Annotated in this window: 9 protein-coding genes; 7 read left to right on the plus strand and 2 right to left on the minus strand. The window is 69.9% G+C overall.

The window, feature by feature from the left end:
• Window positions 1-146: 146 nt before the first annotated feature.
• From BLR99_RS10880 to BLR99_RS10890, 3 genes are read left to right on the plus strand one after another with little or no spacing between them, the layout of a single operon-like run.
• Window positions 147-644: a pyridoxamine 5'-phosphate oxidase family protein gene (locus tag BLR99_RS10880; RefSeq protein ID WP_011793209.1), complete on the plus strand. Its 498-nt coding sequence runs from the start codon at window positions 147-149 to the stop codon at window positions 642-644.
• A 38-nt stretch (window positions 645-682) separates the two neighbouring features.
• Window positions 683-892: a hypothetical protein gene (locus BLR99_RS10885; RefSeq protein ID WP_011793210.1), complete on the plus strand. Its 210-nt coding sequence runs from the start codon at window positions 683-685 to the stop codon at window positions 890-892.
• A 44-nt stretch (window positions 893-936) separates the two neighbouring features.
• Entirely contained in the window at window positions 937-1,602 is a 666-nt protein-coding gene (locus BLR99_RS10890) for a 3'-5' exonuclease (protein WP_046060550.1), read from the plus strand.
• Between the two features lie 34 nt (window positions 1,603-1,636).
• Here the strand turns inward: BLR99_RS10890 and BLR99_RS10895 are convergent, their stop codons facing one another.
• Together BLR99_RS10895 and BLR99_RS10900 are read right to left on the minus strand one after the other, a co-directional pair.
• Window positions 1,637-2,965, minus strand: coding sequence for an aminotransferase class I/II-fold pyridoxal phosphate-dependent enzyme (locus tag BLR99_RS10895; RefSeq protein WP_011793212.1), 1,329 nt, complete (start codon window positions 2,963-2,965; stop codon window positions 1,637-1,639).
• Between the two features lie 208 nt (window positions 2,966-3,173).
• The gene (locus BLR99_RS10900) at window positions 3,174-3,584 is read right to left on the minus strand and encodes a nuclear transport factor 2 family protein (RefSeq protein ID WP_011793213.1); all 411 of its coding nucleotides are present in this window, start codon (window positions 3,582-3,584) and stop codon (window positions 3,174-3,176) included.
• A gap of 486 nt (window positions 3,585-4,070) precedes the next feature.
• Between BLR99_RS10900 and leuA the strand changes: the two genes are divergently transcribed.
• The 4 genes from leuA (at window position 4,071) to BLR99_RS10920 (ending at window position 12,460) form a co-directional block, all read left to right on the plus strand.
• Window positions 4,071-5,774, plus strand: coding sequence for a 2-isopropylmalate synthase (leuA, locus tag BLR99_RS10905; RefSeq protein WP_046060712.1), 1,704 nt, complete (start codon window positions 4,071-4,073; stop codon window positions 5,772-5,774).
• Between the two features lie 171 nt (window positions 5,775-5,945).
• Window positions 5,946-6,500 carry a C40 family peptidase gene (locus BLR99_RS10910; protein WP_011793215.1) on the plus strand — a complete coding sequence of 185 codons (555 nt, stop codon included), beginning with the start codon at window positions 5,946-5,948 and terminating at the stop codon, window positions 6,498-6,500.
• A gap of 80 nt (window positions 6,501-6,580) precedes the next feature.
• Window positions 6,581-7,723: a 3-deoxy-7-phosphoheptulonate synthase gene (locus BLR99_RS10915; RefSeq protein ID WP_011793216.1), complete on the plus strand. Its 1,143-nt coding sequence runs from the start codon at window positions 6,581-6,583 to the stop codon at window positions 7,721-7,723.
• Between the two features lie 237 nt (window positions 7,724-7,960).
• Complete coding sequence (locus tag BLR99_RS10920) at window positions 7,961-12,460, plus strand: EAL domain-containing protein (protein WP_011793217.1); 4,500 nt, start codon at window positions 7,961-7,963, stop codon at window positions 12,458-12,460.
• Window positions 12,461-12,623: the final 163 nt, after the last annotated feature.

Genomic DNA, 12,623 nt, shown 5'->3' on the forward strand with positions numbered 1-12,623 from the left:
CTGGACATCGGCGCCGCGGTGTCGGACGCACCCGACAGCCATGCGGCGGCGGGGCCGACCCCGGCAGGACTGCATGCGGCCTACAGTGGGTTTTCCACACCGGGTCGCCGCGCGCCCGGCCACGCATATCTACCGGAGGCTCTCCCATGACCCAGGATTCCCCCCAGACCACGCTCTGGAAACTGATCAAGGACATCCGCTTCGGCATGCTCACGCACCGCTCGGCCACCGGCCAGCTGCATGCGCATCCGCTGACCACGCAGAACAAGGACATCGACGAGCAATCGGAGCTGTACTTCTTCATCCCCCACGACGGCGAGCTCGCGCAGCGCCTGAAGGCCGATGCCCAGACGAACGTCACCTATGCCAACCCGGAGAAAGACAGCTACGTGTCCCTGTCCGGCTCGGCCGGCTTCATCGAGGACAAGGCCCGCAAGGAGGCGCTGTGGTCGCCCCAGGCCAAGGCCTGGTTCCCCCAGGGCATCGACGATCCCAACCTGGCGCTGCTGGTGATCCGCATCCAGCACGCCGAGTACTGGGACGTGAAGGAAAGCAAGATGACCCAGCTCTTCAAGATGGCCAAGGCGGCCGTCACCGGCAACCCGCCGAACATGGGAGAGCACAGGGAACTATCGCTGTCCTGATACGGCCGATCCGGCCCCAACCTTTGAAGGAGACAGGCATGTCCGACAAGCAGCAGCCCGGCACGGGCAAGGTCGAGAACGACCACAACCAGCAAGGTAACCAGGAACCCACGCAGCGCAACGAGGGCCAGCGCACGCCGCAGAGCCGGCACGACCGCGATGCGCACGTGGGCAGCAGCAACCAGGTGCAGTCGCGCCAGGGTGGCGGCGGCCCCTCCACCGGGGGCGGTGGCCGCGGGGCGGGCTGACAGCGCCGACCTGGCCCGGAAGCGGGAAGGGCGACAATCGCCCCATGCCGTCCCGTATCGCCGTCATCGATTTTGAAACCACCGGCATGACGCCCTCGCAGGGCGCCCGTGCCACCGAAGTGGCCATCGTGCTCATGGAAGAGGGCCGGCCCGTGGACCGGTTCCAGAGCCTCATGAAGACCGGGGCCTGGCTGCCCCCCTTCATCATCCAGCTCACGGGCATCACGCCGGCCATGCTGGACACCGCGCCGCCCGCCGAGTCGGTGATGCGCGAGGCCGCCCGCTTCGTCGGCGATGCGCCCATGGTGGCGCACAACGCTTCGTTCGACAGCCGCTTCTGGGCCGCGGAGCTGGCCCGCGCGGATCTGCCCGCGCCCCACGCCTTCGCCTGCACGGTGCTGCTGTCCCGCCGCCTGTATCCCGAAGCAGCGAGCCACCAGTTGGGCCGCATCGTGGCGCACCTCGGCCTGCCGCCCGCTGCGCGCGCCCACCGTGCGCTGGCGGATGCGGAAATGGCCGCGGCACTGCTGGGGCGCATGCAGCACGACCTGCGCACCCGCTACGGCATCGCCGATCCCGGCCATGCGCTGCTCGCGTCGCTGCAGCGCTGCGCACGCAAGGGAATGGACAAGCTGCTCGCACGGCATGCCATGGGCGGAGACCTGTGGCGGGACGCTGCCCACTGCGAGCCGGCAGCCCCGCTGCCCTGAAAGCCCGAGCCAGCTCCCGCACGGCACCGTCCAGTCAGAACACCGCCCTGGCCGCGGCGGGCGCGAGGGCATCGGCCAGATCGCGTGCCAGGGGCCCGACTTCCGGGCCCGCGAGATCGCCCAGGCTGATGCGTACCGCCGGGCCGCTGGCGATGCGGAAAGGCGCCCCTGCCTGGGCCGCCCAGCCCCGGGCGGCCAGCGCGGACAGCACGGCGCTTTCGTCACGCACCGGAACCCACAGATGCAGGCCCTCGCCGGCCGTGGCTCCGGTGGCCACCGGATCCGACGGTTGCGACCGCAGGGCGAACTCCAGCGCCTGCCGCCGCCGCGCATAGGCCTGGGCCGCCTGGGCGAGCTGACCTGAACGCAGGGCATCCCGCCAGAGCCCGGCGGCCAGCGCCTGGAGCAGCCGGCTGACCCATCGCGCACCCGCAGCCTGCTGGGCACGCAGGGCATCGATGAGCGCCGGCGTGCCGGCCGCGAGCGCCACGCGCACGTCCGGCCCGAGGAACTTGCCCACGGAGAGGACGTAGAGCCAGAGCGGGGGCAGTGCGGCCGCCGGAGCCAGCGGTTCCTGGCTGAGCGGCCCCCAGTGGTCGTCCAGGATGCACAGCAGGTGGGGGCGGCCGTGCAGGGCACGGCGCAGGGCCTTCCACCGCGGTTCGGAGATCGCACAGCCGGTGGGGTTGTGGGCGCGCGGCGTGAGCACCAGCGCGGCGCAGCCGTCCAGGCATTCGGCAGACGGCACCTGCACGCCCTGCGCATCCACCGGCAGGGGCACCGCCTTCAGCCGCAGTGCGTGCAGCAGCGCGACCATCGGGGGCCAGCAGGGATCTTCGACCGCGACGCGGTCGCCAGGGCGCGCGTGGTGGCGCAATGCGGCTTCCACGGCATCCAGCGTGCCCGAAAACACGCCCGTGGCCTCGTGGGGCAGCCCCTGGCTGCCCAGCCACTGCAGCGCCATCTCGCGCCAGAGGGGGACCTCGGCGGGCCCACCATGGCCGGAGCCCGCGTCCAGCTGCACACCCTGCCAGCCGCCGGAGGGGAGCCGCGGAAGAAGGGCGCGGTCCCCGTGGCCGCCAGCGAGATCGCGCAGGCCGGCGGGCAGCGCCATTGCCTCGGCCACCGGGGGCCGGGCCGAGGCCACGCGCGTGCCGCGACGGCCGTCGGTCACCAGCCGGCCGGCATCGCGCAGGCGCGCATAGGCAGCGGCCACGGTATTCGGATTGACGCCCAGCTGCGAGGCCAGCGCACGCACGGCCGGCAGCGCATCCCCGCACGAAAGCGCCCCGGAGCGCAGATGGGATTCGATGCTGTCCGCGATTTCCGCCGCCGACGATCCATCGAAATTCATTGTCTTCATACATTCATTTTAATGTACTAGTACAAATCCCATTTGTATGCATACAGCGATTCGACCGGTGCGAAGACGGGTTCCACTTCACCTCGCAGAGCTCGGGGAAATGTCCCGAAAGCGCTGCGCAAAGGGGGAAAGGGGATGAAAAAAAAGGCCCCGGAAACCGGGGCCGTGGGTGTGGAGGGGAGGGCGGCGCGCAGGAGCCGGCGGGCGTTCACGCCGGGTCGGGCGCGTATTTGTCACCCACCTGTTCGCGCAGGGGGTGCGTGTCATAGACGATGTGCATGTCCTGGATCTCGGCGCTTCCTTCGGCGAAGCGAAAGACGTCCACGCAGGTGAAATGGATGATCTGCCCGTCGTTCAGCGTCCAGTCGTACCGGAAGTAGGCGGCCACGCGCACCAGGCCCGCCTCGGGCTCGGCGGAGACCAGCAGGTCGATCGGCGTGATCACGCTGGCGGCCGAGGATTCCGCGAGCTTCCTGAAGAACTCGCGGGCCCGCATGGTCCCCAGGAACGGCGAATGCACGAGGCCCTCGCTTTCGAAGCAGGCGATGAGGCCGTCGGTGTCGCCCGCATGCAGGCGGGAGAGGTAGGTTTTCACGGTGGCGATCTGGAGCTGGGTCATCGGAGGTCCTTTACCGGGCGAAGAAGCAATGAAGAAGAGGAACGAAGGACATCAGCCAAGCGCTGCCGCACCGCCATGATGCGGATGCAATGCGGGATACGGCCGGCATGGAGGCTTTTCGCACGGGCTTTACCGCCGCGTGGCGCCTGTGCTAGCATGAACGCTCAATCCCGCACACCATGCAACGCAGCCGCATCCTATCCACCCTAGCTCTAGGCCTAGTGCCTGGCCGGGGTCTGCCTGCGTTCGCCATCCCCGTTGCCCGCTGATCCGGCCCCTGAGCCGCCAGTCCGCGCAACACCGACCTTCCCCTGACCCCGGCCCACGAACCAGCCTCCACCCGCGTGGAGGGCTGCAGGGAACGTCGCACCGGTCCTTTCTTCCGTTGATTGTTTCAGCCCTGCCGTGGCGGCCACCTGCCCCACATACCTTCGCCCCGCGGCGATGGCCTGCCCGGCACGGCACCGTTTCGTGGAGCCCGTCATGATGATTTCCAAGCCCGCCACCAAGTACCAGCCCACCGCCAGCGTGTCCCTGCCCGACCGCACGTGGCCCACCCGCAGCATCACGCAGGCGCCGATCTGGCTTTCCACCGACCTGCGCGACGGCAACCAGGCGCTCTTCGAGCCGATGAACGGCGAGCGCAAGATGCGACTCTTCGAGGAACTCGTGCGCATCGGCTTCAAGGAAATCGAGGTGGGCTTCCCTGCTGCGTCGCAGACGGATTTCGATTTCGTGCGCCGCCTGATCGAGGAAAACCGCATTCCCGACGACGTGACCATCATGGTCATGACCCAGTCGCGCGAAGACCTGATCGAGCGCACGGTGCAGGCCGTGCAGGGCGCGCCGCGCGCCATCGTGCACCTCTACAACGCCACGGCACCGGCCTGGCGCCGCATCGTGTTCGGAATGAACGTGTCGCAGGTGATGGCGTTCATCGGGCACCACGTGTCGCTCCTCAAGCGCCTCACCGACGCACAGCCGGCCACCGCCTGGACGCTGCAGTATTCGCCCGAGACATTCAGCGCCACCGAGCCCGAAGTGTCGCTGCGCGCATGCCAGACGGCGATCGCGGCCTGGGGCGCCGGCCCGGGCCGGCCCATCATCATCAACCTGCCGACCACGGTGGAGAACGCCACGCCCAACGTGTTCGCCGACCAGATCGAATGGATGCACCGCCGTCTCGCGCCGCGCGAGCACATCGTGCTTTCCGTGCACCCCCACAACGACCGCGGCACGGGCGTGGCCGCGGCCGAGCTGGCGATGATGGCCGGCGCCGACCGCGTGGAAGGGTGCCTCCTCGGCAATGGCGAGCGCTGCGGCAACGTGGACATCGTGACGCTCGCGCTCAACATGTACACGCAGGGCGTGCACCCGAACCTCGATTTCTCCGACATCACGCACGTGGCGCGCGTGGCCGAGGAATGCACCTCGCTGCCGGTGCATCCACGCCATCCGTATGCGGGCGACCTCGTCTTCACCGCGTTCTCGGGTTCGCACCAGGACGCGATCAAGAAGGGCTTCGCGGCGCAGGACCCGGCGGGCCTCTGGGAAGTGCCCTACCTCCCGATCGATCCGGCGGACCTCGGCCGCACCTACGACAGCGTGATCCGCGTGAACAGCCAGTCGGGCAAGGGGGGCATCGCCTTCCTGCTGGAGCGCGAACGGGGCGTGGTGATGCCGCGCCGGCTGCAGGTGGAGTTCAGCGCCGTGGTGCAGCGCGCCACGGACGCGAGCGAGGGCGAGATGGACGGCGATGCGCTCTGGAGCCTGTTCTCGCAGACCTACATCGCCGCACCGGCGCAGGGCACGCCCGGCGCGCTCACGCTGCATGGGCAGCGCCTGGATGAAGACGGCCAGGGCATCTCGCTGGACGTGACCATCGACGGCGTGCGCCAGACCCTGCAGGGCCGGGGCAACGGTCCGATCGACGCCACGGTGGACGCCATCGGCCTGCCGTTGCGCGTGGACCACTACGAAGAGCGCGCCACCGGCGCGGGGGCCGGCGCCCAGGCGCTGGCGATCGTGGAGGCCGCGCTCGAGGGCGTGCCGGGCGCGACCTTCGGCGTCGGGCTGGACCACAGCATCGTCAGTGCGTCGGTGCAGGCCGTGGTGGCGGTGACCAACCGGCTGATCGCGCGGCGCGGCGCGAAGGCCGACGCGGTACAGGCAGCTCCGGCGACGGCCTGATATCCGCACCGCGGCGCGGGGGCGCCGCTTGGACGGAGCGAGGGCAGGGCGCGGATCGGAAGCGGCCTGCGCCGTGCCACGCCGTTGCCACGGCATGGCCGCTGTCCGGAAAGCCCCGCGCAAACCCGGGAAAACACCGCCGGTTTCGCACCTGCGGTAATCTGCCGCGCCATGCAGTCCGAGTTCCCCCTTGCCCGCAGCGCCCGCGGTGACGGTGCCGCCGCGGGAACTTCCTCCCGCCGGGTCGTGCTCGCCGCAGCATCGCTGGCGGCCGTGCTGCTGCTGCCGGCCTGCGGCACGTCGCCCTCCCGCGGCCGGCGCGGCGCGGCGCCCGGTTACACGTATTCGCGCCTCACGCCCGAGCAATCGAGCGACATCGCGATCCACGCGATGGGCCTGGTCGGCACGCCGTACCGCTACGGCGGCAACACGCCCGAGGGCGGGTTCGACTGCAGCGGCCTGATCGGCTACGTCTACCGCAGCCTCGCCGGGATTCCGCCGCCGCGCACCGTGGCGCAACTGAGCGATTTCGGCGCCCCGGTGGAGGCGGGCGAGGAGCGCACCGGCGACCTGGTGATCTTCGGCTCCGGCCGGCCGACGCATGCGGGGATCGTGGTGGAAGGCGGCCGCTTCGTGCATGCTCCCTCCACCGGCGGCACGGTGAAGCTGGACCGTTTCAGCTCGGGCTACTGGTCCCGCCAGCCGATCGCGTTCCGCAGGCCGTGAGGCCTGCGCCGGACGGCGCGGACCGTCCGGTGCGATCTGGAACAAGGCGCGTTTTCGCGGGCGCGCGACAATTGCAGCCCATGAACCGCACCATTTCCCAGGACGCCGGCGGCGTCGCCTCCGCTTCGCACGTCCACCGCGCCACGCCGCAGTCCGGCACGCACGACACCACCCGCATCGACGACACGCGCATCAAGGCGGTGCGGCCGCTGATCACGCCCGCGCTGCTGCAGGAGTGGCTGCCCGCCTCGGACGACGCCCGGGCCCTGGTGGAATCCAGCCGCGCCGCGCTTTCGCGGGTGCTGCACGGCGAGGACGACCGGCTCATCGTGGTGGTGGGGCCGTGCTCCATCCACGACCATGGCCAGGCCATGGAGTACGCGAAGGCGCTCAAGGCGCAGGCCGACCGGCTGTCCGCGGAACTGCTGGTGGTCATGCGCGTGTATTTCGAGAAACCCCGCACCACGGTGGGCTGGAAGGGTTACATCAATGACCCGCACCTGGACGGCAGCTTCGCGATCAACGAAGGCCTGGAGATGGCGCGCAAGCTGCTGCTGGACGTGCTGGCGCTCGGCCTGCCCGTGGGAACGGAATTCCTGGACCTGCTCTCGCCGCAATTCATCAGCGACCTGGTGAGCTGGGGTGCGATCGGCGCGCGCACCACCGAGAGCCAAAGCCACCGCCAGCTGGCCAGCGGCCTGTCCTGCCCCGTGGGCTTCAAGAACGGCACCGATGGCGGTGTGAAGGTGGCCTCCGACGCCATCCTCGCCGCACAGGCGCCGCATGCCTTCATGGGCATGACCAAGATGGGCCAGGCCGCCATTTTCGAGACGCGCGGCAATCGCGACTGCCACGTGATCCTGCGCGGCGGCCGCCAACCGAACTACGGGGCGGCCGACGTGGACGCGGCCTGCGGCCTGCTGCGCGGCACGGGACTGCGCGAGCAGGTGATGATCGATGTCTCCCATGCCAACAGCAGCAAGCAGCACCGCCGCCAGATCGAGGTGGCGGCCGACGTGGCGGCGCAGGTCGCCGCCGGCGACGGCCGCATCACCGGCGTGATGATCGAAAGCCATCTGCGGGAAGGCCGCCAGGACATCGTGCCCGGGCAACCCCTGCAGTCCGGCGTGTCGGTGACGGACGCCTGTATCGGCTTCGACCAGACGGTGCCGGTGCTCGAGGGACTCGCAGCCGCCGTTCGGTCGCGCCGCAGCCACCGCTGATCCGCGGCTGTTGTTTTCTGCACGGATCGGCCGCCCCTGTCCGTCATTCAGACGGTTGGCAGGGTGTAGCATTCGGAAACATGCAGGCCGGATCGTCTGCCGCTCCGGCGGGCGGGCCCGGAAACGCGATCCCATCCACCCCCATCACGCCCACTCCATGCAGGTGCAGCCGCCCCCGCTCCAGATGCCGCGCGTTCCAGAGCGCCGGGCTTCCACCCGTCTCCAGGAACGCTGACCATGCCTGCGCGCACGGATCCGGATTACCGGCGCCTGGTGGCATTGCACGCGTGCGCCATTCTCGAGACCCCGGCCGAGGACACCTTCGACCAGCTCGCCCGCCTGGCGGCCCACCTGTGCGGCGCCGCCGTCGCCGCCATCGGGTTCATGGACGCGGGCCGCGAATGGTTCAAGGCCAGCGCGGGCATGGAACTCGGCACGCTGCAGAACCTGGCGGGGGACCATTCCCTGTGCAGGCTGGCCCTGGGGGGCCGCCTGGTGCAGGTGGAGGATGCCCAGGTCGATCCCGTGTTGCGCAGCCATCCCCTGGTCCAGGGCCCTTCGCGCATGCGCATGGCCGCCTGCATGCCGATCAAGACCACCGATGGATTGACGCTGGGCGCGGTCGTGGTCCTGGACACGGCCCGGCGGGCGCTGGAAGAGTCCCACCGGGAGGCGCTGGTCGCGATCGCGAGCCAGGCGATGGCCCTGCTGGAACTGCGGCGCCAGCGCCGCGACGTGGCACGGCGCGCACAGGAGCGGGCCCTGTCCGAAGAGCGTTTCCACCTCGTGGCACGCGCCACCGCCGATGCGATCTGGGACTGGAACCTCACCGATGATTCGATGTGGTGGAACGAGGGGATGGAAGTCCTTTTCGGAGTCCCGCTGCACACGTTGCCGCACGACAGCACGTCCTGGACGCAGCGGCTGCATCCGGAGGACAGCGACCGCGTGCTGGAGAGCATCCATGCCGCCATCGAAGGCGATGCGCTGCACTGGATGGACGAATACCGCTTCCGCCGCCAGGACGGCACCTATGCATGGATCCGCGACCGCGGCTTCGTGATCCGCGATGCCCAGGGGCAGGGCCAGCGCATGGTGGGCGGGATGACCGACATCAGCGCCCAGAAGCAGAGCGCACTGCAGGCCCAGCGCGATGCCGGCGCCCACGCGGAACTGGTGCGCGTGCAGCAGCGCATGAGCGCGCTGGACCTGCCCATGGAGGAAGTCCTGCTGCTGGCGGCGCGCACCGCGATGGACCTGGGGGACGGGCAGGGCGCCATGGTCGTGCTGCGCGAGGGCGACCGGCTGCGCGTGCGCGCCAGCACCGGGCCGCGCGCCGCGCCGCTGGACGATACACGGCCGATGCTCGGCTATCCGCTCTGGCAGCAACTGGAAGCCGAGCAGACGGTGCTGCACAGCGATGGATCGCAGCAGCATGCGCTGTTCGCCACCGACGAGGGCCAGCACGGGCTGCTGTCGTTCATCGCGGCGCCCCTGCGCGCGGGGGACACGGTGCTCGGCATGCTCAAGGTGAATGCCGATCCGGTGTTCACCTTCTCCCAGCGCCAGGTGGCCTATGTGCAGATCCTGGCCGAATCGCTGGGGGCCGTGCTGCAACTGCGCAGCTATGCCGCGCAGCTGAGCGCCTCGGAACTGCAGTACCGCTCGCTCTTCGACGCGCATCCGCAGCCGATGTGGGTCTATGAACGCGGCAGCCTGCGCATTCTCGCGGTGAACCGCGCGATGGTGCGCCACTACGGCTACGAGGAAGCCGAGCTGCTGCGCATGACGACCGCCCAGCTCTGGCCCGAACAGGAACGTTCGCGCCAGGAGATCGAGGCCCGGGCCCTTCCGCCCGGCGTGCGGCGCGACGCGGTGCACCGCCGCCACTGCAAGAAGGACGGCACGCCCATCGACATGGAGGTGTACGCGGGCGACACCACCTTCAATGGCCGGGCCGCGCGCCAGGTGCTCGCCACCGACGTGACGCAGCGCATGCGCATGGAACGCGAACTGGCGCGCGTGGGCACCGTGCAGCGGCTGCTGGGCGCCTGCAACGAAGCCCTGGTGCGCGCCACGGGAGAAACGGCCCTGCTGTCCGAGGTATGCCGCATCGCCCGGGAAGTGGGCGGATACCGCAGCGCCTGGGTGGGCATGGTGCGCCACTGGAACGGCACCGGGCGCCAGAGCATCGAACCCGTGGCCTGGGCCGGCCTGACGGCGGTTGGCGTGGAGACCCTGCGTCCGTCCGGTACGCCCGACGCGCCCTGGACACCCCACAGTCCCGGTCCGTCGGGGGAGGCATTGCGCAGCGGGCGGCCGGTGATCGTCCGCGACCTGCGGCAGGCGCCGGACGCCGACCTGTGGGCCCGGCCGCTGCGGCAGCTCGGGCTGCCCGCGGTCATCAGTCTGCCGCTGCGCGATGCCGAACAGGTCTTCGGCCTGCTCACGCTCTATCCGGAGGAGGTGCTGGAAACCGGCGCGGAGGAAACCGAGCTGCTCCAGCAGCTCGCCAACGACATCGCCTTCGGCCTCGGCAGCCTGCGCACGCGCCAGGACCAGCAGCGCCTGCAGGCCGTGGTGCTCAAGGCTGCGGCTGCCGTATCGGCCAGCACCGGAGCGCAGTTCTTCAGGCAACTGGCCAGCCACATGTGCGATGCCCTCGGCGCCCAGGCCGGCTGCGTCACGCGGCTGCTGCCGCAGCCGGGCGGCCAGATACCGCGCGCGGTGACGCTGTCGCGCGTGGAAGAGGGGGTGGTCCAGCCGAATGCCGAATACGCCCTGGAAGGCACGCCCAGCATGCGGCTGGTGAACGAGGCCGAGTGCGTGATCCCCGAAGGCATCGCCGAGCTCTATCCGGGTTCGCCGGTGGCGCGGCTCGGGGCACAGGCCTACGTGGGCCTGCAGTTGCGCAGCGCGGAAGGACAGCCCATCGGTTTCGTCTTCGTGGTCTTCCGGGAGCCGCTGCAGCAGCCCGGCATGGTGATTTCCACGCTGCGCATCTTCGCGGCACGGGCGGCGGCGGAGATGGCCCGCCAGGCATCGGACGCGCACATCCGCCGGCAGGCCTCGCTGCTGGACAAGGCGCGCGACGCCATCATCGTGCGCGACCTGGACCACCGCATCACTTTCTGGAACGAAGGCGCCGAACGGCTCTACGGCTGGACGCGGGAGGAAGCGACCGGGCAGTCCATCGCCGAGCTGCTCTACCAGGATACGCAGGAATTCCTGCGGGCGACCCGGGCCACGCAGGAGCAGGGGGAATGGGCGGGGGAGATCGTCCAGTTCCACCGCGACGGGCGGCGCCTGGACGTGGAAGGCCGCTGGACGCTGATCCAGGGCGAGCAGGGGCAGCCGGACGCCATTCTGGCCATCGATACCGATATCGGCCAGCGCAAGGCCACGGAGCGGGAGATCCAGCGGCTGGCGTTCTACGATTCGCTGACCGGACTGCCCAACCGCATGCTGCTGATGGACCGCATGCGCCATGCCCTGGCCACGGCGCAGCGGCGCCGGCAGGGGGGTGCGCTGCTCTTCATCGACCTGGACAACTTCAAGACGCTCAACGACACCCTGGGCCATGACCAGGGCGACGTGCTCCTGCAGCAGGTGGCTGCCCGCCTGAACACCTGTGTACGCTCCGTGGACACCGTGGCCCGGCTGGGCGGCGACGAATTCGTGGTGATGATCGAGGGCCTCAGCACCCATCCCGGCGAGCTGGCCATGAGCGCCCGCACCGTGGGCGAGAAGATCCTGGCCGTGCTGGCCACGCCGTACGTGCTGCAGGGCTACCACTACCGCAGCACGCCCAGCATCGGCGTGGCGCCTTTCGGCGACGGCCGGACTTCGACCGTGGGCGAACTCCTCAAGCAGGCCGACCTCGCCATGTACCAGGCCAAGACCGCGGGGCGCAATACGCTGCGGTTCTTCGACCCGGGCATGCAGGCGGTGGTCACCGCCCGCGCGGAACTGGAGAACGACCTGCGTACCGCACTGGCGCGGGAGCAGTTCATGCTGCACTACCAGCCGCAGATCGACCGCCGGGGCAGCGTGACGGGGGTGGAGGCGCTCGTGCGCTGGCCGCATCCGCAGCGCGGCATGGTGTCCCCGGGGGAATTCATCCCGCTGGCCGAGGAAACCGGCCTCGTGCTGCCCCTGGGCCGCTGGGTGCTGCACACGGCCTGTGCCCAGCTGGCGCGCTGGCAGCACGTTCCCGGGCGCGGGCATCTCAGCATGGCGGTGAACGTGAGTTCGCGCCAGTTCCACCACGAGGCTTTCGTGGAAGACGTGGTGCGAGCCATCACCGCGACAGGCGCGCCGGCATCGCGGCTGAAGCTGGAACTGACCGAGAGCCTCTTCGTCGAGGACATGGAAACCACCATCGCCACCATGGCCGCGCTGCGGTCCCACGGGGTGGGGTTCTCTCTGGACGACTTCGGAACGGGGTATTCCTCGCTGAGTTATCTCAAGCGCATGCCGCTGGACCAATTGAAGATCGACCAGAGCTTCGTGCGCGACCTGCTCGCCGACCCGAACGACGCTGCCATCGTGGACACGATCATCGCGCTCTCGCGCAGCCTGGGCCTGGACGTCATCGCCGAGGGCGTGGAAACCGCCGAACAGCGCACCCGCCTGGAACAGGCGGGCTGCCGCGCCTACCAGGGTTACTTCTTCAGCCGGCCGCTGCCCGAAACCGCCCTGGAAGATTTCCTGGTCCAGAAGCTGCCCTCGCGCTGACCGTGCGGCAGGGTGCGCGCGCACTGGCGGCACGCACAGGAAAACACGCCTCCAGGCCTCCCGGAGGCTGCACAAGCCCGCGGAAAGACCACGCGGCAGCCCCCCTACTGCCTCCCCTCCGAATGCGCCCCTGCGGCCTTCTCATGCCCATCCATGGGCAGGA

The sequence above is a fragment of the Paracidovorax citrulli genome (assembly GCF_900100305.1).
GTDB classification, from domain to species: domain Bacteria; phylum Pseudomonadota; class Gammaproteobacteria; order Burkholderiales; family Burkholderiaceae_C; genus Paracidovorax; species Paracidovorax citrulli.

What these genes read in the sequence shown, in the direction of transcription:
- BLR99_RS10880 (WP_011793209.1), top strand. Translation starts at nt 147, where the DNA reads ATGACCCAGGATTCCCCCCAGACCACGCTCTGGAAACTGATCAAGGAC.
- BLR99_RS10885 (WP_011793210.1), top strand. Translation starts at nt 683, where the DNA reads ATGTCCGACAAGCAGCAGCCCGGCACGGGCAAGGTCGAGAACGACCAC.
- BLR99_RS10890 (WP_046060550.1), top strand. Translation starts at nt 937, where the DNA reads ATGCCGTCCCGTATCGCCGTCATCGATTTTGAAACCACCGGCATGACG.
- BLR99_RS10895 (WP_011793212.1), bottom strand. Translation starts at nt 2,965, where the DNA reads ATGAAGACAATGAATTTCGATGGATCGTCGGCGGCGGAAATCGCGGAC.
- BLR99_RS10900 (WP_011793213.1), bottom strand. Translation starts at nt 3,584, where the DNA reads ATGACCCAGCTCCAGATCGCCACCGTGAAAACCTACCTCTCCCGCCTG.
- leuA (WP_046060712.1), top strand. Translation starts at nt 4,071, where the DNA reads ATGATTTCCAAGCCCGCCACCAAGTACCAGCCCACCGCCAGCGTGTCC.
- BLR99_RS10910 (WP_011793215.1), top strand. Translation starts at nt 5,946, where the DNA reads ATGCAGTCCGAGTTCCCCCTTGCCCGCAGCGCCCGCGGTGACGGTGCC.
- BLR99_RS10915 (WP_011793216.1), top strand. Translation starts at nt 6,581, where the DNA reads ATGAACCGCACCATTTCCCAGGACGCCGGCGGCGTCGCCTCCGCTTCG.
- BLR99_RS10920 (WP_011793217.1), top strand. Translation starts at nt 7,961, where the DNA reads ATGCCTGCGCGCACGGATCCGGATTACCGGCGCCTGGTGGCATTGCAC.